The 24,097-nt window shown below is 44.9% G+C and carries 21 protein-coding genes; 12 read left to right on the top strand and 9 right to left on the bottom strand.

Translation table 11 applies throughout. The annotated features are described in order from the left end of the window. Positions 1-7: 7 nt before the first annotated feature. Complete coding sequence (gene rpmB, locus OH456_RS22510) at positions 8-244, bottom strand: 50S ribosomal protein L28 (protein ID WP_004728407.1); 237 nt, start codon at positions 242-244, stop codon at positions 8-10. A 299-nt stretch (positions 245-543) separates the two neighbouring features. Beyond that, positions 544-1,218 (bottom strand): RadC family protein, encoded by a 675-nt coding sequence (gene radC / locus OH456_RS22505; protein ID WP_107307341.1) that lies wholly within the window; start codon positions 1,216-1,218, stop codon positions 544-546. 210 nt (positions 1,219-1,428) lie between these two features. Here radC and coaBC point away from each other — a divergent pair, with 210 nt between their 5' ends. From coaBC to lpxM, 4 genes are all read left to right on the top strand, one after another. Next, the gene (gene coaBC / locus OH456_RS22500; RefSeq protein WP_198557246.1) at positions 1,429-2,631 is read left to right on the top strand and encodes a bifunctional phosphopantothenoylcysteine decarboxylase/phosphopantothenate--cysteine ligase CoaBC; all 1,203 of its coding nucleotides are present in this window, start codon (positions 1,429-1,431) and stop codon (positions 2,629-2,631) included. 227 nt (positions 2,632-2,858) lie between these two features. After that, on the top strand, positions 2,859-3,449 hold the full coding sequence (gene slmA / locus OH456_RS22495; protein WP_006075426.1) for a nucleoid occlusion factor SlmA: 591 nt from the start codon (positions 2,859-2,861) through the stop codon (positions 3,447-3,449). Between the two features lie 5 nt (positions 3,450-3,454). Next, positions 3,455-4,396 (top strand): Kdo(2)-lipid IV(A) acyltransferase, encoded by a 942-nt coding sequence (locus OH456_RS22490; RefSeq protein ID WP_031496960.1) that lies wholly within the window; start codon positions 3,455-3,457, stop codon positions 4,394-4,396. Between the two features lie 15 nt (positions 4,397-4,411). Further along, on the top strand, positions 4,412-5,368 hold the full coding sequence (lpxM, locus tag OH456_RS22485) for a lauroyl-Kdo(2)-lipid IV(A) myristoyltransferase (RefSeq protein ID WP_031496962.1): 957 nt from the start codon (positions 4,412-4,414) through the stop codon (positions 5,366-5,368). 71 nt (positions 5,369-5,439) lie between these two features. On the opposite strand, the gene mutM is transcribed toward lpxM, so the two are convergent. The 3 genes from mutM to OH456_RS22470 are packed head-to-tail and all read right to left on the bottom strand — an operon-like array spanning position 5,440 to position 7,270. Next, entirely contained in the window at positions 5,440-6,249 is an 810-nt protein-coding gene (gene mutM, locus OH456_RS22480; RefSeq protein WP_270034296.1) for a bifunctional DNA-formamidopyrimidine glycosylase/DNA-(apurinic or apyrimidinic site) lyase, read from the bottom strand. Positions 6,250-6,258: 9 nt separating this feature from the next. Continuing rightward, positions 6,259-6,765, bottom strand: a complete 507-nt coding sequence (locus OH456_RS22475; RefSeq protein WP_051647213.1) for a hypothetical protein — start codon at positions 6,763-6,765, stop codon at positions 6,259-6,261. 1 nt (position 6,766) lies between these two features. After that, positions 6,767-7,270 (bottom strand): FxsA family protein, encoded by a 504-nt coding sequence (locus tag OH456_RS22470; RefSeq protein ID WP_031493359.1) that lies wholly within the window; start codon positions 7,268-7,270, stop codon positions 6,767-6,769. A gap of 352 nt (positions 7,271-7,622) precedes the next feature. Here OH456_RS22470 and aspA point away from each other — a divergent pair, with 352 nt between their 5' ends. The 6 genes from aspA (at position 7,623) to OH456_RS22440 (ending at position 15,537) form a co-directional block, all read left to right on the top strand. After that, a complete protein-coding gene (gene aspA, locus OH456_RS22465; RefSeq protein WP_006075419.1) occupies positions 7,623-9,074 on the top strand; it encodes an aspartate ammonia-lyase in 1,452 nt (483 codons plus the stop codon). A gap of 148 nt (positions 9,075-9,222) precedes the next feature. Then, on the top strand, positions 9,223-10,533 hold the full coding sequence (locus OH456_RS22460; protein ID WP_038223846.1) for an anaerobic C4-dicarboxylate transporter: 1,311 nt from the start codon (positions 9,223-9,225) through the stop codon (positions 10,531-10,533). Between the two features lie 137 nt (positions 10,534-10,670). After that, positions 10,671-12,488, top strand: coding sequence for a protein-disulfide reductase DsbD (locus OH456_RS22455; RefSeq protein ID WP_270034294.1), 1,818 nt, complete (start codon positions 10,671-10,673; stop codon positions 12,486-12,488). 109 nt (positions 12,489-12,597) lie between these two features. Then, positions 12,598-13,233, top strand: a complete 636-nt coding sequence (locus OH456_RS22450; protein ID WP_038223850.1) for a response regulator transcription factor — start codon at positions 12,598-12,600, stop codon at positions 13,231-13,233. A 322-nt stretch (positions 13,234-13,555) separates the two neighbouring features. After that, positions 13,556-13,822: a DUF4212 domain-containing protein gene (locus OH456_RS22445; RefSeq protein WP_006075415.1), complete on the top strand. Its 267-nt coding sequence runs from the start codon at positions 13,556-13,558 to the stop codon at positions 13,820-13,822. 11 nt (positions 13,823-13,833) lie between these two features. Next, on the top strand, positions 13,834-15,537 hold the full coding sequence (locus OH456_RS22440; RefSeq protein WP_006075414.1) for a sodium:solute symporter family protein: 1,704 nt from the start codon (positions 13,834-13,836) through the stop codon (positions 15,535-15,537). 68 nt (positions 15,538-15,605) lie between these two features. Here the strand turns inward: OH456_RS22440 and OH456_RS22435 are convergent, their stop codons facing one another. The 4 genes from OH456_RS22435 to OH456_RS22420 form a co-directional block, all read right to left on the bottom strand. Further along, positions 15,606-15,941: a DUF3316 domain-containing protein gene (locus tag OH456_RS22435; protein ID WP_031493356.1), complete on the bottom strand. Its 336-nt coding sequence runs from the start codon at positions 15,939-15,941 to the stop codon at positions 15,606-15,608. A gap of 254 nt (positions 15,942-16,195) precedes the next feature. Beyond that, positions 16,196-16,528: a DUF3316 domain-containing protein gene (locus OH456_RS22430; protein ID WP_031493355.1), complete on the bottom strand. Its 333-nt coding sequence runs from the start codon at positions 16,526-16,528 to the stop codon at positions 16,196-16,198. A 161-nt stretch (positions 16,529-16,689) separates the two neighbouring features. Then, a complete protein-coding gene (locus OH456_RS22425; protein ID WP_124940526.1) occupies positions 16,690-20,115 on the bottom strand; it encodes a hybrid sensor histidine kinase/response regulator in 3,426 nt (1,141 codons plus the stop codon). A gap of 71 nt (positions 20,116-20,186) precedes the next feature. Continuing rightward, positions 20,187-21,374 carry a 3-phenylpropionate MFS transporter gene (locus tag OH456_RS22420; protein ID WP_006073437.1) on the bottom strand — a complete coding sequence of 396 codons (1,188 nt, stop codon included), beginning with the start codon at positions 21,372-21,374 and terminating at the stop codon, positions 20,187-20,189. A gap of 232 nt (positions 21,375-21,606) precedes the next feature. Between OH456_RS22420 and OH456_RS22415 the strand changes: the two genes are divergently transcribed. Beyond that, positions 21,607-23,433, top strand: a complete 1,827-nt coding sequence (locus OH456_RS22415; protein ID WP_124940525.1) for a putative nucleotidyltransferase substrate binding domain-containing protein — start codon at positions 21,607-21,609, stop codon at positions 23,431-23,433. 23 nt (positions 23,434-23,456) lie between these two features. Continuing rightward, positions 23,457-24,083 carry a 3'-5' exonuclease gene (locus OH456_RS22410; RefSeq protein ID WP_171390018.1) on the top strand — a complete coding sequence of 209 codons (627 nt, stop codon included), beginning with the start codon at positions 23,457-23,459 and terminating at the stop codon, positions 24,081-24,083. Positions 24,084-24,097: the final 14 nt, after the last annotated feature.

Here is a 24,097-nt window from a genome sequence, read left to right as displayed (position 1 = left end):
ATTCCTCTTATACGTTCTCGCCACGAGCACGGATATCAACAAGAACAGCATCGATGCCTTTCTTATCAATAATACGCATACCCTTAGCGGTCAGACGTAGTTTAACAAAGCGTTTTTCGCTTTCTACCCAGAAACGATGAGTTTGTAGGTTCGGCAGAAAACGACGCTTGGTAGCATTTCGTGCGTGTGAACGGTTGTTACCCGTTACAGGACGCTTACCAGTTACTTGGCATACTCGGGACATGAATGTCTTCTCCAAATCGTTTCAGCTCGATATCAACCTTGGTGGCCGAACCTCAATTATAAGAGGCCATAACCATTATGGAGTACCCATACAAGGCTATCAAAGGTCGCGCATTATACTAACTTGACATGCATTGCTCAAGACCCGAACAGATCCTTTTTTAAGGATTTGCTGATCTTTTTCACTTTGAGCTGATGTTGGTTGATAATTTAGTGCGCGAATCATAGCAGAAAATCACCAAAACAAAAGCTCTCTATCACAGTTATTACAATAAAATGTACTTTCTTCTATTTAGGCCGCTAAATCCAGCCTCTTTCTGCAAAAGAGACGACTTCCCCATCTCCAACAACGAAATGGTCCAAAACTCGAATATCGACTAAACCGAGTGCATCAGATAACCGTCTAGTGATACGCCTATCGGCTTGGCTGGGCTCTGCCACTCCCGAAGGATGATTATGAGCAAGGATTAAAGCCGCCGCATTATGATGCAGAGCGCGCTTTACCACTTCCCTAGGATAAACAGACGCAGCATCTATCGTACCTTCAAACATTATTTCATCGGCAATGACACGATTCTGGTTGTCTAAGAACAGAACATAGAAAGCTTCTCTATGCCTATCTCGCAGCACACTCATTAAATAGTGTTTAGTCTGCTCTGGACTATTTAAGCTATCTCCTCGCTGAATGGTCTCACATAAATAGCGCTGGCTCATTTCCAACACAGCTTGCAACTGAACGTATTTTGCCAGCCCCAACCCCTTACGCTGACAAAATGCCTCCTGACTAGCAGTAAACAGAGCTCTTAAGGAACCGAAATCTGACAACAAAGCATCTGCCAGTTGCACTACATTCATGCCTTTTGTTCCGGTACGCAGAAAAATGGCAAGCAGCTCAGCATCACTCAGAGCATGACTGCCTCTATTTAGCAGCTTCTCTCGAGGTAATGATTCACTAGGGAGATGTTTTAGAACCATGATGGATAGTTAAAGTAGAACTTCGGTCTCTGCTTTATTACTTAATTAGCAATAAATAGACAGGAAGCAACAAGTAAGCTGCGAATGAATACTCGTTAGTATGTAACTGCGAGGTTTATCAAACAGCAGTTTTGCAGGTAAGCCCCTTGAAAGTGGCGGGACATCAACGCATTTGGTATCTTAGCCGCAGAAAAATTTAAGGAGCTGGTTATGCAAACATTAGCTGGAAAGAAAATACTATTGGGCATTAGCGGTGGTATCGCAGCCTACAAATGTGCAGAGCTAACGCGTCGACTCATCGAGCGCGGCGCAGAAGTGCAAGTCGTCATGACGAAAGCGGCCAAAGAGTTCATTACCCCTCTCACCATGCAAGCCGTCTCCGGCAGACCAGTCTCCGATAGTTTACTCGACCCTGCTGCCGAAGCTTCCATGGGTCATATTGAATTAGCTAAGTGGGCTGACCTTGTTCTTCTAGCCCCAGCGACTGCCGACCTTATTGCTAGAATATCAGCGGGCATGGGGAATGACTTACTGTCGACGCTGGTTCTGGCTACCGACGCTCCTGTTGCCGTATCACCGGCAATGAATCAACAAATGTACCTTAACGTAGCGACCCAAGAAAACATCGCCACACTCGCGCGTCGAGAAATGATGATCTGGGGACCCGCCGCTGGTGAACAAGCCTGTGGTGACGTTGGTCCAGGACGCATGCTTGAGCCAATGCAATTGGTCGAGAAATGTGAGCAGTTCTTTGGTCCTAAGCCATTGTCGGGCAAGTCGGTTGTGATCACCGCAGGCCCAACTCGTGAGGCTATCGATCCTGTCCGTTATATTTCTAACCACAGCTCTGGAAAAATGGGCTTCGCTTTGGCTCAAGCAGCACAGCAGCTCGGAGCTGAGGTTACGCTGATTTCAGGTCCAGTTTCTCTCCAAACGCCAAATGGAGTAAAACGCATTAACGTTGTCAGTGCCGAAGAGATGCATCAAGCGGCTATGGCCAATGCCACTCATCACGATATTTTCATTGGCTGCGCCGCTGTAGCCGACTATCGCCCTGTCGATATTGCCGCTCAAAAAATCAAGAAAACTGCAGATAACGATGATATGCATATCACTATGGTGAAGAATCCTGACATCATTGCCTCAGTGGCTTCGTTATCAGCATCACGTCCTTTTACTGTAGGTTTTGCCGCTGAGACACAAGATGTCGAGGCATACGCCTTAGATAAGCTACAACGTAAGAATCTGGATATGATTTGTGCAAATGATGTATCTATCGCTGGTCAAGGCTTTAACAGTGACTCAAATGCGATTACCGTATATTGGCAAGGCGGTAGCAAGTCATTAGGCAGCGCAATGAAAACTGAGTTAAGTCACGCCATTTTGGAAGCTATCTCAGAGCAGCTAGCATAAATCTAATGAGACAAGGTGGCACAGGCTGTTTGTGTTACTCATAGGCAAACTGCTTATCACAGAGTGCCTTTCCATTAATGTACTCTCCAAAACAGAGATTGTTACACAGTTCAACCATTTACCACGTTGAACTGTGTAGTTATAAGCCGCTTAGGTACACTAACAGATCTACTTATGGGCGATATCGTGCTGAAATTGGCATGCAGTAATCAAAAGGAAAAGGATTTATGTCCGCTACGAAAAAGTCGAATAGAAAAGAGGAAATCCTTCAAGCACTCGCTCAAATGCTTGAGTCTAATGAAGGAACATCTCGCATCACCACCGCAAAGCTTGCCAAGCAAGTTGGGGTGTCTGAAGCAGCCCTCTATCGTCATTTTCCCAGCAAAGCCCGTATGTTCGAAGGGCTTATCGAGTTTATTGAAGAATCTTTAATGTCTCGAATTAACCGCATTCTCGATGAAGAAAAAGACACACTGACACGTATTCGTCTGGTACTTCAATTGATACTCGTTTTCTCCGAACGCAACCCAGGATTAAGTCGCATTCTTTCTGGTCATGCTCTAATGTTTGAGAATGAACGATTACGCGACCGAATTAATCAGCTTTATGAAAGAATTGAGACATCTTTGCGTCAAATCCTTCGTGAGCGCAAAATTCGCGAAGGTAAAAGCTTCCCTGTTGATGATAAAATTCTAGCAGCACAACTGCTTGGTCAAGTTGAAGGTAGCTTAAACCGCTTTGTTCGCTCTGACTTTAAATACACGCCAACGTCCACCTTTGATGAATACTGGGCGTTACTCAAACTACAATTGCAGTAAACTGAATGAAAACAGATAAAAAGCCAGACTTTACCTTGTCGTTACTTCACCCTAAATATTGGGGAGTATGGTTCGGGTTTGGTCTACTCGCACTGATTGTAAATTTGCTTCCTTATTCACTCCTCTTCAAGTTAGGCCGAGGTTTGGGCAAATTTGGGATGCGCTATGGCAAGAAAAGAGCGAAAGTCGCTCGGCGAAACCTTGAGCTCGCTTTTCCTGAGATGAATGAGCAAGAGCTTGATCGTTTTGTTGAAGAGAACTTTAAAAACTCCGGTATGGCTCTGATTGAAACAGGAATTACTTGGTTTTGGCCAACATGGCGCTTCAAGCGTATTTTGGTTGCAAAAGATATCAGTGCGCTTGAAAAGCATGAAGCTGAAGGTAAAGGTGTACTGCTGTGTTGTGTACATGCGTTAAATCTCGAAATTACCGCTCGAGCTTTCGCAGTATTAGGGCTTCCTGGTTACGGAGCTTATCGTCCTCACAGTAACCCTGCGTATGAGTTCATTCAATACCGTGGAAGAACACGTAATGGTAATAAACTGATCTATCGAACTGACCTAAAATCGATGATCCGCGTTATGCGTCAAGGCCATCGTTTGTTCTATTTACCTGATCAGGATTATGGTCACAATAAGTCAGTGTTTGTTCCACTATTTGCGGTCAAAGACGCCTGCACAACAACAGGAACCAGTATTCTAGCTTACACCAGTAAGTGTGCCATTGTTCCTGGGTCAGGGTTTAGAACTAGCGAAGGCAAATATGAAATCATCGCGGCTGAATCCATAGAAGGCGACTACCCTAAGAAAGATGAGACTGCCGCAGCCGCTTACATGAATAAGTATGTTGAGCAAATTATCCTACGTGCGCCAGAGCAATGGTTGTGGATGCACAAACGGTTCAAATCGCTGCCAGATAAAACTCTTACAGACTCAAGGTATCAATAAGCTCAAAGGTAATGAATGAGTAATCAACAACACGTAGATAAGAACCTCTACAATCCTACATTCCAATGGGCATTCTTACACCCAAAGCACTGGGGAACTTGGCTCGGTATTCTCTTTGCTGTTTTACTGGCTTTTGTACCCGCTAAACCACGCGATAAATTTGCCCGATACATCTCTGGTATTATCGTCGGCAAAAATGGTCGTGTAGTCAGGCGTACTCGCCTCAATCTACAAAAGTGTTTTCCAGAAAAGTCCGAGCAAGAGATCCAGCATATTGTCGAAGAGACGTTTGCTAAAGCAGGTCAATACTTGTTGGGGTATTCAGAGTTTTTGATTCGCTCAACTAAACACAACCAGCAGCGTGGCGTTATGATCGGTGAAGAAAATCTGATGCCTTTATTAGATGCTGGTGAGAATGTGATTATCTTAGCACCACACGCATGGGCTGTTGATTACCCGGCGGTGATGCTCGCTGCGCAAGGTTACAAAGTCGCAACGATCATGAAGCCACAAAACAACCCTATTGGTGACTGGCTGATGCATGTTCAGCGTATGCAATATGGTGGTCGTATCTTTGCTCGTAGTGCTGGAGTGAAACCATTCGTGCGCTCTATTAAAGATGGGTATATCGGATATTGGCTGCCTGATGAGGACCATGGCCCACAAAACTCAGTATTTGTGCCTTTCTTTGCCACAGAAAAAGCCACGTTAAAAGGCTTTGGCAAAATGTCTCGATTATCGCGAGCGAAAGTAGTACCCGTCCTGCCTGCCTATAACGACAAAACCAGCAAATACGAAGTGCATATTCTGCCTGCTATCGATAACTTCCCTACGGGTGATGAAGAGCAAGATGCACGGGCGATGAATAAAGCGATTGAAGATTTGCTACGAGATAAACCTGAACAGTATATGTGGAACTTATACCTTCTCGAAACCCAACGTGATGGTGTTCGTATCTACGACAATATCTAGTCACCAAGCATCAATCAAAAACAAAAGCGCTTGCCTCGGCAAGCGCTTTTGTTTGAATACAAGACACAAGATTACTGCTGACAATGGGAGCAAAAAAAGGTGTTTCTCTGCCCGATTTTCATTTGTTCTATTGGTTCACCGCACTGATGGCAAGGTTCGTTAGCTCGTCCATAGACTTGCAACTCTTGAGCAAAGTATCCTGGCTTACCATCCGATTGAGAAAAATCTTTTAACGTCGTACCACCTTGAGTGATCGCTTGTGCTAAAACACGCTTTATTTCTGAAACGAGTAACTGCCACTGAGTCAAAGTCACTTTATAAGCGGGTGTTGTTGGGTGTAATCCAGCACTAAACAATGACTCACAAGCGTAAATATTGCCTACCCCCACAACATTGGTGTTGTTCATAATGAAGGTTTTTACCGCCACACGTTTGTTTTTTGCTTTCTCCGACATCCAATCGGCACAAAACTCTTCAGTCAATGGCTCAGGACCACAGTTCGCTAGGAGTTCATGGGACTCTCCAGGCGCACACCAAAGCCAAGCTCCAAAGCGACGTGGATCGTTGTAACGCATCACTTTACCGTTACTCAAAACCAAATCAACGTGATCGTGTTTCTCCGCTTCAGGTGGGTTCTCAAGAACACGTAAACTTCCCGACATACCAAGGTGAACAATTGCCGTTCCTTTGTCAGTGTCTATCAGCAAATATTTAGCTCGACGACGAATCGACGTGATCGCTTGCCCATGTAACTGATGAATTTCTTGTGGGATCAACCAGCGCAATTGTCTTTGGCGTACCACAATTTCTTTAATGGTCTCATCCAATAAGTGTGGACTGATCCCAAGACGAGACACTTCTACTTCAGGTAACTCTGGCATAAGAGCCCTTTATTGATTGGATTCGGTAGGTATTAGACTACTGGCTTCAAAGCTGACTGCAACCCAATTTTCATCGTAGGTATTCAGCAGCCAGAATTTTTCAAGCTGATAGGCAGTAATACGTTGAGGCTCTTCTTTCTCTTGATACCACACCTCGACCGTCATTGGGTTTTCCAATACAGGTTTTAGTTTGGCGTAGGTCTTCTCATCCACAGGAGTCCCCTGAATGGCTCGCCAACGCTGAATGACACTAGCTGCGTCTGACGTCCATTTTTCAGGAATGGCATGCCAAGTCTCGTCATCAAGATAAAACTGTATGCCTGCGTAGTTGATTTCAATTGGACTGGCATTTGGATCTAGCACCAACCCAGTTAAAACCTGAGGCTCGACATCTTGCTCAATAAGATACTGCTTAATGAGATTTGGCGCCGCCATCAACAACATAAACGCCGAGATGGCGATAATTAATATGTTGTTCCAACGACGCTTGGTGAGCTTGAAACGTTTGAATATCACGTTAGTTTAACTTATTACGATCATCGTCATCCTTACGCTCGTATTCACCTTCAAAAGTATTGCCATCTTGGTGCTTGTCGAAAGGATTTTGTTGGAAAGGATCATGACCTTGGAAGCCGCCTTGGTGAAACCCTCCGTTAGACATGGTTTTCACTACCATTTTACTCATCAAATATTTCGCTATCGCCGCACGCGGTGCCGGTAATAGGACTAACATGCCAAGTGCATCCGTCATAAAGCCAGGGGTAAGCAATAGGACACCCGATACCGCTAGCATGACACCTTCAACAATTTGTTGTGCAGGCATTTCACCTTGCTGAAGTCGCGTTTGCACCGACATTAGCGTTTGCAAACCTTGGCTTCTTACTAAAGACGCACCCACAAAAGCCGTTAGTAAAACTAACCCGATTGTTGGCCACAATCCTAGGAAACCACCGACTTGAATAAACAACCCAATTTCGATAATTGGTACAAAAATAAACAGTAATAATAATATCGGAAACACAACGTCCTCCTTGGTTTGATGTCAGTTTACGCTGACCTAGAACCAAACCACAAATAAAATGCTCAGTTTCACCTGCCTAAAGCACAGATTTAGTTTTACAAAGTATAAATTTGAACAATAAATTCATGAATTTTTTTGATGGTTATCGCATCTCCGACTCGTTACGCAACATTGTGCAAACTTTCGGTGAAAAAGGTGATCTGGATACTATTTTTATGTGCTACTTTGAGTAATATGTACCCCATAAGTCAGGACGTAATAACTAGCCAATTATTCTGGCGAATGGATTCTTAAAACAGATTTGGCAAATATACTGTAATCAACGCAGAACAATAATCTAAGGATCCAAAATATGGCTACAACCACACACGCTAATCCTGTAGCAACTCAAGCCACTCGTATTGAAGAAGATCTATTAGGCCAACGTCATGTCCCGGCGGATGCTTATTATGGCATTCACACGCTGCGCGCTATCGAAAACTTTAATATCTCCAACGTTACCATTTCTGATGTACCCGACTTTGTTCGCGGTATGGTAATGACCAAGAAGGCAGCCGCATTAGCCAATAGAGAACTAGGCGTCATTCCAAAAGACATCGCGCAATTCATTATTCAAGCATGTGATGTTATTTTGGAAACTGGCAAGTGCATGGACCAATTCCCATCTGACGTTTTCCAAGGCGGCGCAGGCACTTCTGTCAACATGAACACCAACGAAGTCATTGCTAACGTTGCACTAGAGCTTATGGGTAAAGAAAAAGGTCAATATGAGTTCATCAACCCTAATGACCATGTAAATAAGAGCCAGTCTACCAACTGTGCGTACCCAACAGGGTTCCGCATCGCAGTTTACAACAGTGTTCGTAAACTCATTGATGCTATCGAGTATCTAAAAGGTTCATTTGAAGACAAGAGCCAAGAGTTCTCTACGATTCTAAAAATGGGCCGTACCCAGCTACAAGATGCCGTTCCTATGACTGTGGGCCAAGAATTCCATGCTTGGGCTGTCACTTTGAACGAAGAAATTCGTAACCTAGACTACACCTCTAAGTTACTGCTTGAAGTAAACCTAGGCGCAACAGCCATCGGTACAGGCCTAAACGCTGCAGAAGGTTATCAAGAGTTAGCCGTTAAACACCTAACTGAAGTCACAGGACTAGAATGTGTTCCAGCTGAAGATTTGATTGAAGCAACGTCAGACTGTGGCGCTTACGTAATGACACACGGCGCTCTAAAACGCTTGGCCGTTAAACTATCTAAGATCTGTAATGATCTTCGTTTGTTGTCTTCAGGCCCACGTACAGGCTTGAACGAGCTGAACCTACCTGAGCTTCAAGCTGGTTCATCCATTATGCCAGCTAAAGTAAACCCTGTAGTGCCTGAGGTGGTTAACCAAGTGTGCTTCAAAGTACTTGGTAATGACAACACTATCTCATTTGCAGCAGAGGGTGGACAGCTTCAGCTTAACGTGATGGAGCCAGTCATTGCACAAAGCATGTTTGAGTCTCTCGATATTCTGAAGAATGCCTGCATTAACCTTCGTGATAAATGTGTAGATGGCATCACCGTTAATAAAGAAATCTGTGAGGGCTATGTCTTTAACTCTATTGGTATTGTGACTTACCTAAACCCTTATATTGGTCACCACGAAGGCGACATTGTGGGTAAGATTTGTGCTGAAACTGGTAAGAGTGTTCGTGAAGTAGTGCTTGAGAGAGGGTTACTTTCAGAAGAAGAGCTCGATGACATCTTCTCAGTAGACAATCTGATGAAACCTCAGTATAAAGCGAAACGCTACGAGTAATACTGCAGTTGAGGCTCTCCTTTTGGGGAGCCTTTTTAGTTGTTACTTTGCCAAATTAAAGACTTTATAAAATTCAAATAACACGACATAAACAAATATCTTCCGTCATTTACACAAATGACCCAAAGATATAATGCGAGGAATTGCTATGGTTGCTATAGAACTGGCCGTCGTACTGCTATTTATCTATTTAGGTGCACGTATAGGCGGTATTGGAATTGGTTTAGCGGGTGGTGCGGGTGTTATTGCCCTATCTTTAGTCTTAGGCGTACCGACAAGCCAAGCTTACATCCCGGTGGATGTTATTCTAATTATCATGTCGGTCATTACTGCGATTGCCGCAATGCAAGTTGCTGGTGGCATGGACTGGTTAGTACAAGTTGCTGAAGATTTTCTTCGCAAACATCCAGAAAGGATTACCTTTTACGCTCCAATTGTAACTTTCTTGATGACACTCATGGCTGGTACAGGTCATACCGCGTTCTCTACACTACCTGTAATTGCCGAAGTGGCAAAAGGTCAGGGCGTTCGTCCATCTCGCCCACTTTCAATCGCCGTTGTCGCTTCCCAAATCGCAATTACAGCGTCTCCAATCTCAGCCGCAGTTGTCGCTTTTGCAGCTATGCTAGCGCCAATGGGCGTTGATTACTTAACACTTCTTGCGGTTTGTATCCCAACCACCTTTATCGCTTGTATGGTCGGTGCGTTTGTTGCCAACTTTATGGGTAGCGAGCTTAAAGATGATCCGGTTTATCAAGAGCGCTTGGCTCAAGGTCTTATCAAACTAAACACTGCTCAAAAACGTGAGATCCTACCGACAGCGAAGAAAGCAACCTACATCTTCCTAGGTGCGATTGCCTTCGTTGTTTGTTACGCAGCGGCTATCTCTGGCTCTATTGGTTTGATTGAAGACCCTGCACTTGGACGTAACGAAGCAATTATGACGGTGATGTTAGCAGCGGCAGCCATCATCACGCTAACCACTAAGATCGATGCGTCTAAAATTCCTTCAGCAGCCACCTTCCGCTCGGGCATGACAGCATGTGTGTGCGTACTAGGTGTTGCATGGTTAGGCTCAACATTCGTTAACGCACACGTAGACGGCATCAAAGAGTTTGCAGGCGCGCTACTTGCTGACTACCCATGGATGCTAGCCCTAGTACTGTTCTTTGCTTCTATGCTGCTTTATTCTCAAGGCGCAACGACAGTTGCACTTATGCCAGCAGCATTGGCGATTGGAGTTGCTCCTCTCACAGCTGTTGCCTCATTTGCAGCGGTTAGTGCACTATTCGTTCTTCCAACGTACCCAACCTTATTGGCGGCGGTAGAAATGGATGACACAGGTTCAACGAGAATCGGTAATCTAGTCTTTAACCACCCATTCTTCATTCCTGGTGTTGCAACTATCGCAACAGCAGTCGCACTAGGCTTTGCCTTTGGCGGCATTTTGATTGGCTAACCTTAGGCTATTCTAAAAAATGAGAGCTGCGTTGATACGCGGCTCTTTTTTTGTCTGAGTTGAAACAAAACAGCCTATCTTCCTGTCCTAAGTTAATATAATCTCAACTTATTCACGATCGCGTTTACTTGGCTTGTATGTACCGAATATTGTCTCCGTTCATCTTACTTTTCGCTATTGCCTTCTCTACCCCGAGCTGGGCGCTATTTGGCAACTCCAATAATGCACCAGCTTTCGCTCCAAATACCGCCAATACTTTTGTCCCTGTTGATGAAGCTTTCCCTATGAACTTCTACCAACAAGGTAATAAAGTGTTCATCGATTGGCAGGTCAAAGAGGACTATTACCTCTATCAAGAGCGCATTGCAATCAGTGGTGAAAATGTCGCTATTGGCAGCATCAAAATGGAAGACGGAACACCGTATAAAGATGAATTTTTTGGTGACGTCAATATCTACACAGAACCCCTTTTTGTCGAAGTACCATTGAGTCAATATCAGACTGGAGCCAAGCTCATTGTGCAGTACCAAGGCTGTGCAAAAGCAGGCTTCTGTTATCCACCAGAAACACGTGTCATAGACATCAGTCCATTCGACTTTGACAGTGCAACTCCTCTCGATAACGCGAATGTCGTTAAAACAACAGCTGCGGATACTGCTAACGCCACACCCTCGAAAACTCGAGATAGTGAACTGACTGATAAACTGGCTCAAAACTGGTGGACACCTGCATTATTTTTACTATTAGGCATAGGGCTCGCATTCACGCCTTGTGTGCTACCTATGTACCCTATCCTAACCAGCATTGTATTGGGCGGTGGTAAACGCAGCCATAAACAAGCACTGGTATTATCCCTCGTATATGTACAAGGTATGGCGTTAACTTACACACTACTGGGACTAGTCGTCGCCTCTGCTGGTATGCAGTTTCAAGCCGCGATGCAGCATCCGTATGTGTTGATCGGCCTCAGTACTTTGTTTGTCGCGCTATCATTATCTATGTTTGGTTTGTATACCCTACAGCTCCCAAGCGGACTGCAAACTTGGCTCAATAATCTCAGCAATAAACAGCAAGGTGGCAACTTATTTGGTGTTTTCGCCATGGGAGCTATCTCAGGTTTAGTCTGTTCTCCTTGTACTACAGCTCCGTTATCAGGAGCGTTGTTGTATGTAGCACAAAGTGGAGATTTACTGACTGGCGGTATCGCGCTTTATGCTCTTGCCCTAGGTATGGGTATCCCTCTTATGGCTGCCGCGGTATTTGGAAATAAACTGCTGCCTAAAGCGGGTAATTGGATGGAACGAGTTAAAATACTGTTTGGTTTTGTCTTACTCGCAGCGCCAATCTTTCTACTTGAAAGACTACTGCCTGAGTTTTGGAGTACCGTGCTTTGGTCAGTACTGGGCATCTCTGCCTTTGGTTGGCTTTATCATCAGAAAAACGCACTGCCCTTCGGCGGTTGGAAACAAAGCTGTGTTGGGATACTGGCCATCCTAGGTTTATTTGCTTCAGCACAACCTTTGCTGAACCATTGGTTTGGCTCCACCAGCAATAATGTAAGCAGCGAAGTCACAGTCAGTTTTATTCAGATTAGTAATGTGCAAGAGCTCAATGCGGAACTCGCCAAAGCAAAACAAGCCGGAAAACCCGTTATGCTGGACTTCTATGCCGACTGGTGTGTGGCGTGTAAAGAGTTCGAGAAGTACACCTTCCATGATGCCTCGGTTGAGCCCGTGTTGTCTCAGTTTGTGTTACTTCAAGCCGACGTCACTAAAAACCAACCTCAAGATATTGAGTTGCTTAAACAGATGGATGTGCTTGGGCTCCCCACGATTGAATTTTGGGATGCAAAAGGCAATGCGGTGTCCAGCGCTCGTCTTACAGGCTTTGTTCCTGCTGAGGACTTTTTGCAACATCTTCGTAAAAACCAGCTGATTGATACTTTTAGCCCATGATAGACAATAAAAATTCGATTCTCATCAGAGTTTTGCATTGATTCATTTGTTCAAAGAGCCGTCTGAATTAATAATATAAATTAACACTTTCGTAAAAAGTTGAGATGTTATGGAACCCAGCTACACCATTATTATCGCTGATGATCACCCACTCTTTAGGAATGCACTTTTCCAATCAGTGCACATGGCGATAAGTGGTGCCAATCTACTAGAAGCTGATTCCTTGGATTCGCTACTTGGATTGCTTGCCAAGAATGATGAACCAGATTTGATCTTGCTTGATCTTAAAATGCCAGGAGCCAATGGCATGTCCGGACTGATTCACCTACGAGCTGACTATCCGGATATTCCGGTCGTCGTTATCTCTGCTAGTGAAGAGCCCAGTATCGTGTCTCAAGCTAAAACGCATGGCGCTTTTGGTTTTATTCCTAAATCCAGTGACATGCGTGAACTGATTAATGCTTTGAATCAGGTGTTGAACGGAGAACCTTATTTCCCTGCTGAGCTTTTGATTGATAGTGCTGAGAACAACGACCTTGCGGAAAAGCTGGCAACACTTACTCCACAACAATACAAAGTATTAGGCATGTTGTCTGATGGTTTACTGAACAAGCAAATTGCTTATGATTTGAATGTCTCTGAAGCTACAATCAAAGCACATATGACGGCGATATTTAGAAAACTTGGTGTAAAGAATCGTACTCAAGCGGTGATTCTATTGCAGCAAATGGAATCCGACAGCTAGCTCTTTCCGCTCCTCAACTCGCTTCACTACTCCCTTTAGAGCTAGTTGCTATGCGCTCTGAAGGGGGGGCATGCAGTATTTGCAATAAATTCCTACCCCATTCAACTACTTTTATTTCCAATCTTATCGATAAACGTTAGACCTTTGGCTAATTTAACATCAAATTAACATCACACTTTTCATACCGAAATTCAGCAACGCTTTGTTTTGTATATGCTTAATCATTTTCTTCTGTCGACTAAAGTTGCACTGAGTTATCGCCTTTAGCCTGCTACCTTATAAAACGTAACAATACGTTAACACCACACAAAAGGAGAAGGCCATGGCGTTCGAATCATCAGAACAAGCTCAAGCCTATTGGAAGGAAAATCTAGGAATCATGGGATCCCTATTAGCCGTTTGGTTCATCGTATCTTACGGCGCAGGAATCCTATTTGTTGACGCACTTAACGCTATTCAGTTTGGCGGATTTAAACTGGGCTTCTGGTTTGCACAACAAGGTTCAATCTACACCTTTGTTGCACTGATTTTTGTTTATGTCGCTCGCATGAACGCTCTCGACAAGAAATATAACGTACAGGAAGACTAAGAGGCACACTAATGGATATTCAAACTTGGACGTTTATTCTTGTTGGTATTACCTTCGCGCTCTATATCGGTATCGCGATTTGGGCACGCGCAGGTTCAACAAGTGAATTTTATGTCGCTGGCGGTGGTGTTCACCCTGTAGCGAACGGTATGGCTACGGCAGCTGACTGGATGTCGGCAGCATCATTTATCTCAATGGCAGGTATTATCTCATTCATCGGTTACGATGGTGCGGTGTATCTAATGGGTTGGACAGGTGGTTATGTTCTACTTGCTCTATGTCTAGCACCATACCTACGTAAGTTCGGCAAATTTACCGTGCCTGACTTTATCGGTGATCGTTACTACTCTAAAACGGCACGTATGGTAGCAGTATTCTGCGCAATTTTCGTTTCTTTCACTTACGTGGCTGGACAGATGCGTGGCGTTGGTGTTGTATTCTCTCGATTCCTAGAGGTAGATATTAACCTTGGTATCGTTATCGGTATGGCGATCGTCTTCTTCTACGCGGTAATGGGTGGGATGAAAGGCATCACGTATACTCAGGTGGCGCAATACTGTGTGTTAATCTTTGCATTCTTAGTACCAGCCGTGTTTACTTCACTCATGATGACAGGCTCAGTCTTCCCACAAGTGGGCTTTGGCTCAACTATCTCGGGCTCTGAAACCTACTTACTTGATAAACTTGATGGCTTGACTCAAGAGCTTGGCTTTACCGCCTATACTGATGGCTCGAAGAGTATGGTCGACGTCTTCTTTATCTGTGCAGCTCTAATGGTCGGTACTGCGGGTCTACCTCACGTTATTATTCGCTTTTTCACAGTACCTCGCGTAAAAGATGCACGTATCTCAGCAGGTTGGGCACTTGTCTTTATCTCGCTACTTTATACCACTGCGCCTGCAGTAGCAGCCTTCGCTCGCGTTAACATGATTGACACGATCAACGGTCCAGACATGAAAGGTGTCGCAGCAGCTGAAGCACCAAGCTGGTACAAAAACTGGGAAAGCACTGGTCTAGTAGGTTGGGAAGATAAGAACGGTGACGGCAGAATGTTCTACTCAGGCGACGAACGCAATGAGATGAAGATTAACCGTGACATCATCGTATTAGCTTCTCCAGAGCTTGCTCAATTACCAAACTGGGTAGTGGCATTGCTGGCTGCTGGTGGTCTTGCCGCCGCACTTTCTACCGCAGCAGGTCTACTGCTTGTTATCTCAACGGCCGTCTCGCACGACTTGCTCAAGAAAGGGTTTAAGCCCGACATGACCGATAAGCAAGAATTGATGTATGCCCGGATAGGCGCCGCACTCGCAGTAATAGGTGCAGGTTACCTAGGTATCAACCCACCAGGGTTCGTAGCTCAGGTAGTAGCATTCGCCTTCGGCTTAGCAGCGGCTTCCTTCTTCCCTGCGATTATCCTAGGTATCTTCTATAAGAAGATGAATAAAGAAGGTGCGATCGCAGGTATGCTTTCAGGTATCTTGTTCACTGCGGCTTACATCATCTACTTCAAGTTTGTAAACCCAGCAGCAAATACACCTGATAACTGGTTATTCGGAATCAGCCCAGAAGGTATCGGTACTCTAGGTATGTGTTTGAACTTCACGGTTTCTATCATCGTTAACAAGTTCACCGCTGAAGTGCCAAAAGAAGTACAAGATATGGTTGAGTCAATCCGCTATCCGAAAGGTGCGGGCGCAGCACACGACCACTAATATAGCGCTACAACGCTAAAACTAAAAAGCCACCGCAATTGCGGTGGCTTTCTTTTTTAACGCCGAACTTATGAGCGCTCTTTATAAGAGTAATCGACATCGATCACCGCACGATACATGACGTTGCCGCTATTCTCAGCAAACTCCTCGACAGTAACTTGAGCATCTTGGACCTCAATAGAATTACGCAGAAGGTCATTTTCGTTGACACGAAGCTTATACACTAAATCGGTAGAAGGGGTAGATTTCAAATCGTTTACCATTTTGAAGCCAGCTTCATACGCTTGCTCTTTAGTGTTAAAACCTTCTGTACGGAAATCGGCATCACCTACCAAGCTCGTAGTAGTTGCCATAGCGGCAGTAGACATAACTAATGATGCTGTAATAAATGCTAGTTTTTTCATGATTTCACCTCATTGTTTCCTTTTGGGGATATCCCCTCACCGTACATACAAATATGTTGGTGTTAAGCCAAGTACTTCAACGGACTCCAACTTACTTACGGTGCATACTTACTAAAAGTTAAGCAACCCAACAGTAGTGACAATACAACGTAAAATGATGTGTATTATCATTAGCAAAATAGTTTGCTGCTATTTCTACGGTCAGATAACCAATTCAGATTAACGCATCTCGATATATAAAGACCGTCGTGATATTAACTATCTTTCGCGTCATATTGATAATTTACGTCAACAATAGCACGGTATTTAATAACACCTTGTTTTTCCGCAAATTCCTGAACCACAATTTCTGTGTCATTTAGTTCAATACTATTAAATCCCGTATCATGGCCATTGAGTTTTAACTCGTGAGCAAGTTCGCCATGTGGCATTGCTTTTAGGTCTTTAACTAGGTCGTACCCAGCTTCATAAGCTTGTTGCTTCGAGTCGAAAGCTGATGTTCTAATTTCCGTATTGCCTAAGTCGCTTCCTGCGAACACACTTCCAGAAACTAAAACTAATGATGTGATGGTTAGTAGTTTTTTCATGTATTCACCTTTTTATTGTTGGCTGACTCTCTGTGAGTGGTGTCTAGATTACCGAGTCATTTGTAAAGAGTCTGTCAACGAAGGTAAAGACAACAACATATTTAGTAAAGACATAGAAAAAGAGAAAACATAACCATAACAATTACATTTTCTCTGACATTTTATTGACTTAATATAGCCCTCAACTTTAATGGTTTGACAGGTTTAGCAATAAACTTGAATCCATTCGACTTAATGCCTTCAAGCATTGAGTCTGTTCTATCGGCACTAATAATAACGCCATTAAATGAATCACCGATACGTAACCTAAACTGTTGAAGCACTTCCAGCCCAGTACGTCCATTGTCTAACCGGTAATCCGATAGAATGACATCAGGCTCCCACCCCTCTTCTAAGTGCTTAAGACTAGCAACCAGATCCAATGCGGTACGAACATCACAACCCCACCGAGCTAGTAAGGTTTGCATCCCGACTAAAATGTCGGGTTCGTTATCCACGCATAGCACTTTGAGATGACTTAGCCCCGCATCTGGCGCCAATTTGGCTTTGTCGGCAGCAGGAGCCACTTCAGTCGCCACATCCAGAGTTATCGAGAAGACGCTTCCTCTATCCGGCCACGAGCGCATCGATATCTGGTGATTAAGCACTCTTGCAATACCACGTGATATCGCAAGCCCTAACCCAAGGCCTTGATCCGCGCGTGCTTGATCTACCCGAGTAAACTCATTAAAAATCTCTTTTTGCTTGTCTTCAGGAATACCAATGCCATCATCCCAGACATCAATTCTTACTCGCCCGTTAACTCTTCTTGCACCTAACAGCACCTTACCTTCTGGGTTATAACGAAACGCATTAGTGAGGAAGTTCTGTAACACGCGGCGCAGCAATTTTGGATCAGACTTTACGATGAGCGAGGAAGAGACGACCGAGAAATCGATCTGTTGACCAATAGAGATAGCACTAAATTCCGCTTTCAGGTTGTTAAAGACTTCCGACAGTTGAAACCCGCGCACGTTAGTCTGCAACTTCCCAGATTCAAGGCGTGAAATATCCAGCAAATCGCCAATCAACTCCTCTGCGGCTCCCAATGCACTCTCGATATGAGAAGAGAGTTGGCGTGTTTCATCATCCTTGCTTGCCTCCGATAAAGAAGAGGCAAATAAACGAGCTGCATTTAGCGGCTGCATTAAGTCATGGCTCACCGCAGCTAGAAAACGCATTTTTGATTGCGATTCTGATTCCGACTTTTTGGTGGCAAACACCAATCGTTTGTTGAGCTGTTCGAGCTCTTGCGTTCGTTCAATCACCCGCTCTTCAAGCCGTTCATTCGCATCACGTAGGGCACTTTCCGCTTCTCTAAATACCGTAATGTCAGTAAAGCTCATAACAAAGCCGCCGCCGGGCATAGGGTTACCTTGAACTTCGATCACGCTACCATCGGGACGCACTCGAGACGACGTATGAGGAGAGCCTTGCTCTAGATAATGGATGCGTTTGCGAACATGCTCATTAGGATCACCTGGCCCACATAAACCTTGTTGTGCATTGTGACGAATGACATCAGCAATGGGTCTGCCAACTTGGATTAAACCAGCAGGAAAGCTGAATAGCTCGAGGTATCGACGATTCCACGCCACCAACCTAAGCTGTTTGTCTACTACTGCTATGCCTTGTCCAATATGTTCAATTGCCCCTTGCAACAAGCCGCGACTAAAGTGATAAAGCTCCGACGCTTCATCAACAATGGTCGCCACTTCCTCAAGCTGCATATTTCGTCCCTGCAAGGCCGACGTTAGCACCAGTTTGGCCGATGACGCGCCAAACACCCCGGCTAAAACACGTTCTGTATGACGAATTAGCTCTGCAGAAGCTTGCTGATTGGGTAAAGGCTGCTTTTCCTGCTGCTTCCAGAACTGTCGAAATGCACTTCTGACTCTTGTTCTGCCAACAAACCGAGAAGCGAGCATCTCCAGTTCAGCCACTGTGACTCGGCTTTGGTATAAGCTGAGATTCTCACTTTCAGGAAGAGGCGTACCAACAAACGAAGCCGATTGCAGTCTTTCTGTTAGGCTTGAACGAGTGGCCAGTGAAATTACTACAAAGCAAATAGCATTCAACACGACGCTAATTAGCATGCCCCAGTCAGAGCTTTCAATATGTAGAGATGAGAGAATGTCAGGTGGCGTAATCACTCGTAAAAGTAGGTTATTGGTCGCATCGCCAGCTAAAAGCCCAGTTTCACTCATCAGGGTGATCAGCCAAATTGCGAATCCAACAAACAGTCCGACATACACCCCTTTTCGATTACCGAGACGCCAATACATCCCCCCTATCAAAGCAGGTGCAAACTGGGTAATAGCCGAAAATGACAAAAAACCAATCGCCGATAGCGAATGTATTGTGTCCAGCGCCTGATAAAACGCCCAAGCGCCAAACAACAGCAAGCAAATGAGTGCTCTACGAATAATAAGCAGCAGACCGGATAAATGACGGTGTGAGCGGTGCGCCAGTTTAATTCGGCGCAGTAACAATGGCATCACCAGATCATTCGACACCATAATCGCCAATGCAATGGTAGACACAATCACCATACCACTGGCGGCTGATGTGCCTCCTAAAAATGCCAATAAGGCGATATTGTTCGCCTCTGCAAACTTAGGAATACTGATGACAAAGGTATCTGGAGATGTTCCCATCAATAAGCCTTGTCCTACCCAAGCAATTGGTAACACAAATATCCCCATCAGGACCAAATACGCGGGGAACAACCACCTTGCAGTATGTAAATCTTGGGCGCGCTCATTCTCCACTACAATCGTGTGGAACTGACGCGGCAGACACACGATCGCCATCATGGTCAGGCCGGTATGAATTAGCAAGGTAGGAATATTAGGGGATTGATAGGTATTCGATGCCAGTTCACCAAGATGGATATCTGGGCGTTGCCATGCCAAGTAAAGAATGAAAAAGCCAACAACGAGGAATGCTACCAATTTGATAATTGATTCAAAAGCAACAGCCATCATCATGCCGCGATGGTGCTCGGTATTATCGATATGGCGAGTGCCGAACAGCATGGTGAAAATTGCTAGCGCACCAACAACAAACCACGAAATATGATTATCTTGATATCCCAGTTCATCCGCTAGATTCGGTGCGACGACATCCAATCCCATCGTAATACCGCGAAGCTGTAATGCTATGTAAGGCAAGATGCCGGCTACCGCAATCAGCGTCACCACTACCGCTAAGCCTTGAGACTTGCCATATCGTGCGGCAATAAAATCCGCGATTGAAGTAATGTGTTCGCGCTTTGCTATCAAAATAAGGCGAGCAATAACACGCCAGCCTAATGTGAAGACGATAATGGGGGCGATATAAATGGGTAGAAATGCCCAAGGATTGGAGCTGGCTTGACCAACGGTTCCGTAAAAGGTCCACGAAGTACAATACACAGCAATAGATAGGCTGTACACCCAAGGTCGCCAGTTAGACAACCATTTCTTTTGTCTGTCTCCATACCACGCAATAAGAAACAAAATCCCCAAATACGCCAGTGAAACGGGGACGACTACCCATCCTTGCATGTTGTGATATCCCTTTAAATTCCTTAACTATTATTTAAAGGGCTATCACTAATTTTCACAAATGTTCAGCCTCAATTCTGTGGCTCAGGCTGAGAATTTTCGTTGATATCTCGCACACCTTTGTTTTTCGGCTCAACTTTAATAAACAGTGCGAAGAAGCCCATCGCCGCCATCCCCCAGAAAACGTTGGCTCCCCACAATTCGTAGCCCCAGCCACTGACGGCCATCATCAACGCAATAAATGCACCTAATGGGATGGCGTTATACAGGGCCTGCAATGCCACCATCTTGTTAGCATCAGACTTTTGGATATATTGAATGGCAGCAATATGAGCGATTGCGAACGTCACACCATGCAGTAACTGGATAACGACAAGTGCCCCAACGGCGGTCGTTGAAGCCGTCAAACCCCAACGAACCATGACACCCACAGAAGAAATAACAAACAGAGTGCGTAGCGACCATCCTGCAAACCATTTCTTACTGAAAGCGAACAATAGCACTTCCGATACCACACCTAGGCTCCACAAATAGCCGATTAGGCTTTCTGGGTGCCCTGCTTCCTTCCAATAAATAGAGCTAAAGCTGTAATAAGCCGCATGGCTTCCCTGAATAAGCGCAATAAGCACCAAAAAGCGTATCACCGACCAATCTTTTAACAGTAATGTCAGCTTTGGCCTAACCGCATCATCTTCATGTTGAGAAACTGGCATAGTCGCTGGACTACGCATCACCAACAGCATCGAGAACACGAAACCCGCAATCGCGGTGTAAACAATCATATTCGCGCCAAACTGTGAGGCTAAATAACCCACCACTGAAGAACCCGCTATAAAGGCAATAGAGCCCCAAAGTCGGGTACGGCCATAATCCAACATACTGCGGTTCGCATAGTGGTTAGCCATCGCATCGGATAAAGGCACAACCGGGCCAAAGCTGAGGTTAAACAGAACTGTGACCAAGGCTAGCATCATAAAACTTGGGCCTGCTGCTAGGTGAGCAGCGACAAAAATGGTGCACGCTAACGTTGCCCAGCGTAGTGCTGGTAACAGACTTTCTGCTTTGTGAATTCGTGGGGTAATCAATAGGTTTGCAACGCAGCGAGTCGCAAAGCCTAATCCCATCAACATACCGACATCTGCTGCAGATACCCCTTGATCTTCAAACCATAACGCCCAAAAAGGCAGATAAACACCGTAGGCAAAAAAGAAACCAAATAAATATTGGGATACCCAAGCGAATGGGGATGGACTCAACATAGCAGCAACCTAAAACAACGACAGGAAAGAGAGCAAAGAGACGCTCTGAATAAGATCGCGCCCATTATGCAATGCGAAACGTTTGCAAAAAAGGGAATTGTTTATAGAAATGAATTTCCCCATATCAAAATGCCTTAAATATTACGTGGCCAACATTCGACTAAAGTCGTCTGGAGCTTGTCGTTAATTTTGCCAGACTATCAGCATAGCCACGGTTACGGAGCTCGTTTTTATGCCTGATAAATTCAATATGTCGTCACCTCCTTTCGACAGACTCACCGAACAGCAACAAAATCAGCTAAGAACAGCCTTAGATGTCGCGTACTTTCGAGATAAGGACGTCATGCTGCGTGCCGGGTCACCCAGCGACAGTTTACATATTATTATTAAAGGCTCTGTCGAAGAGCGCGATGAACACAACCAAGAAGTATTTGCCCACTATACCTATGATGATCTCTTCGACGTCCGTGCATTACTGGGCGATAGCGTGAAACACAATTATGTCGCTTTAGAGGACACCTTAGTTTACTTGTTACCTAAAGAGGTATTCTTATCTCTTTATCATAGTAACGGGCAGTTTGCGGCCTACTTTGATACCAGTTTGGCTACCCGTCAGCAGTTGATAGAAGAAGCACAGAAGCAACAAAACCTTGCTGAGTTCATATTGACCAAAGTCGACGAAGACATCTACCACCCTCCTTTAATTCTAGGGCCAGACTTAACCATTACTGACGTTACTAAGCAGTTGCTCAATCATGGTGTCGACGCCGCATTAATTGAACTGAATCTGGATACTGACACGCAGCAGCGCCACCCTAATACCCTGCCTTACGGCATAGTCACTCGCACCAATATGCTCCATGCCGTCGTGCTAGAAAACCTACCTAATACCACTCCAATCAGTGAGATTGCTACTTTTCCAGTCCACCAAGTCGACAAAGAAGAGTTCCTTTTCAATGCCATGGTGACTATGACTCGACAACGGGTAAAGCGACTAATGGTATGCGAAGGGAAGAAAGCGGTGGGCATGCTCGATATGACTCAAATCCTCAGTGCTTTCTCTACACACTCGCATGTGCTGTCACTCAGTATCGCCAGAGCCAACAATGTTGATGAGTTGGCGTTAGCATCTAATCGACAGCAGCAACTGGTAGATAGTCTCGTGACTAACGGAATCCGAACTCGATTTATGATGGAACTGGTTTCTGCTATCAACGAGCAAATCATTGAGCGCGCGTTTGAGCTTATTCTGCCACCTGCGATGCACGGTCACTGCTGTCTTATCGTCATGGGCTCAGAAGGTCGTGGAGAACAGATTCTAAAAACTGACCAAGATAACGCGCTTATCTTAGAAGATGGTATTGATTGGCCTAATAAAGACAGCGCGCTCAAGGAGTTAAACCATACACTAGCCAGGCTAGGTTACCCACTTTGCCCTGGCAATGTGATGGTCAGCAATGCTCATTGGGTCAACACCACCAGCGAATGGAAACAGCGCATAGAACAACTCGTGAGTAGCGCTAGCAGTGAAAGTGTCATGGAAATCGCGATTCTGGCCGACGCCAGAGCTGTCGCAGGAAACGCTGAATTGTTAACACCAGTTAAGCAACACTTGCAACAACAGATGGAAGGTCAAGAAGCAATCCTTACCGAATTCACTCGTCCAGCCCTCAACTTTGCAGTGCCTCTGACTCTGTTTGGTAATGTTAAATCATCAAAACAAGGTGTGGATCTTAAACAAGGCGGTATCTTCCCAATAGTTCATGGGGTGCGCGCCATCAGTCTTGAGTATGGTATCAACGAAACCAACACCTTTGATCGCATCGAACAACTGGTCAGTAAGCGAGTATTGGAAACCTCCACCGCAGAAAACTTGGCCGAAGCGCTCAAGCATTTCTTTAAACTCAGACTGCAGCAGCAGTTGTCTCATCACGATATTAGCAATGCCATTCAACTTAATGATTTAGAGAGACCAGAGCGAGACTTACTACGACATGGGTTCCATGTCGTGAAAAAATTTAAACAGTGGCTGGGGTATCACTACCAAATACGTCACTAATTTCAGCGGAGCAAGGCAGTACCATGAATATTATCTCAAGAGTTTATTGGCGCTATCATTTGCGGCACTCGCCACATCGGCACTTGTTTGCTCGCCCCAAACACAATGAGTATGTGTCCTTGGATTGTGAGACGACAAGCTTAGACCCAAGTGTGGCAGAGATTGTCACCATCGCCGCAACTAAAATTATTGATAACCGGATAATCACTAGTGACCCATTTGAAGTGCGTTTATCTGCACCCAAATCTCTAGGAGAAGACTCGGTGAAGATTCACCATATTACTCACGATGAGCTCAAACACGGCATTAGCGAAAAACAAGCGATGTCAGCACTGCTGAACTTTATTGGTAATCGACCTTTGGTAGGCTATCACATCCGTTATGATAAGAAGATTCTTGATCGCGCAGCTAAAAAACACCTAGGGTTCCCCCTACCCAATGAGCTCATTGAAGTTAGTCAGATCTACAATGACAAACTACTCAAGCTGCTTCCCAATGGTTACTTCGATCTAAGTTTGGAGGCAATCTGTCGACATTTGCAGATTCCTAATTATCACAAACATGATGCATTGGAAGACGCTAAAGCCGCCGCCATGGTCTATCTCAAGCTGACTCGAGGCTCACTTCCACCCTTTCGCCCACAGAGCTAATTATGCTAATCGGT

The sequence above is a fragment of the Vibrio sp. La 4.2.2 genome, assembly GCF_027586995.1.
GTDB classification, from domain to species: Bacteria; Pseudomonadota; Gammaproteobacteria; order Enterobacterales; family Vibrionaceae; genus Vibrio; species Vibrio mediterranei.
The sequence above is the reverse complement of the archived record's forward strand: the minus strand, read 5'-3'. Positions and strand labels throughout refer to the sequence as shown.

What these genes read in the sequence shown, in the direction of transcription:
- rpmB (WP_004728407.1), bottom strand. Translation starts at nt 244, where the DNA reads ATGTCCCGAGTATGCCAAGTAACTGGTAAGCGTCCTGTAACGGGTAAC.
- radC (WP_107307341.1), bottom strand. Translation starts at nt 1,218, where the DNA reads ATGGTTCTAAAACATCTCCCTAGTGAATCATTACCTCGAGAGAAGCTG.
- coaBC (WP_198557246.1), top strand. Translation starts at nt 1,429, where the DNA reads ATGCAAACATTAGCTGGAAAGAAAATACTATTGGGCATTAGCGGTGGT.
- slmA (WP_006075426.1), top strand. Translation starts at nt 2,859, where the DNA reads ATGTCCGCTACGAAAAAGTCGAATAGAAAAGAGGAAATCCTTCAAGCA.
- OH456_RS22490 (WP_031496960.1), top strand. Translation starts at nt 3,455, where the DNA reads ATGAAAACAGATAAAAAGCCAGACTTTACCTTGTCGTTACTTCACCCT.
- lpxM (WP_031496962.1), top strand. Translation starts at nt 4,412, where the DNA reads ATGAGTAATCAACAACACGTAGATAAGAACCTCTACAATCCTACATTC.
- mutM (WP_270034296.1), bottom strand. Translation starts at nt 6,249, where the DNA reads ATGCCAGAGTTACCTGAAGTAGAAGTGTCTCGTCTTGGGATCAGTCCA.
- aspA (WP_006075419.1), top strand. Translation starts at nt 7,623, where the DNA reads ATGGCTACAACCACACACGCTAATCCTGTAGCAACTCAAGCCACTCGT.
- OH456_RS22460 (WP_038223846.1), top strand. Translation starts at nt 9,223, where the DNA reads ATGGTTGCTATAGAACTGGCCGTCGTACTGCTATTTATCTATTTAGGT.
- OH456_RS22455 (WP_270034294.1), top strand. Translation starts at nt 10,671, where the DNA reads ATGTACCGAATATTGTCTCCGTTCATCTTACTTTTCGCTATTGCCTTC.
- OH456_RS22450 (WP_038223850.1), top strand. Translation starts at nt 12,598, where the DNA reads ATGGAACCCAGCTACACCATTATTATCGCTGATGATCACCCACTCTTT.
- OH456_RS22445 (WP_006075415.1), top strand. Translation starts at nt 13,556, where the DNA reads ATGGCGTTCGAATCATCAGAACAAGCTCAAGCCTATTGGAAGGAAAAT.
- OH456_RS22440 (WP_006075414.1), top strand. Translation starts at nt 13,834, where the DNA reads ATGGATATTCAAACTTGGACGTTTATTCTTGTTGGTATTACCTTCGCG.
- OH456_RS22435 (WP_031493356.1), bottom strand. Translation starts at nt 15,941, where the DNA reads ATGAAAAAACTAGCATTTATTACAGCATCATTAGTTATGTCTACTGCC.
- OH456_RS22430 (WP_031493355.1), bottom strand. Translation starts at nt 16,528, where the DNA reads ATGAAAAAACTACTAACCATCACATCATTAGTTTTAGTTTCTGGAAGT.
- OH456_RS22425 (WP_124940526.1), bottom strand. Translation starts at nt 20,115, where the DNA reads ATGCAAGGATGGGTAGTCGTCCCCGTTTCACTGGCGTATTTGGGGATT.
- OH456_RS22420 (WP_006073437.1), bottom strand. Translation starts at nt 21,374, where the DNA reads ATGTTGAGTCCATCCCCATTCGCTTGGGTATCCCAATATTTATTTGGT.
- OH456_RS22415 (WP_124940525.1), top strand. Translation starts at nt 21,607, where the DNA reads ATGCCTGATAAATTCAATATGTCGTCACCTCCTTTCGACAGACTCACC.
- OH456_RS22410 (WP_171390018.1), top strand. Translation starts at nt 23,457, where the DNA reads ATGAATATTATCTCAAGAGTTTATTGGCGCTATCATTTGCGGCACTCG.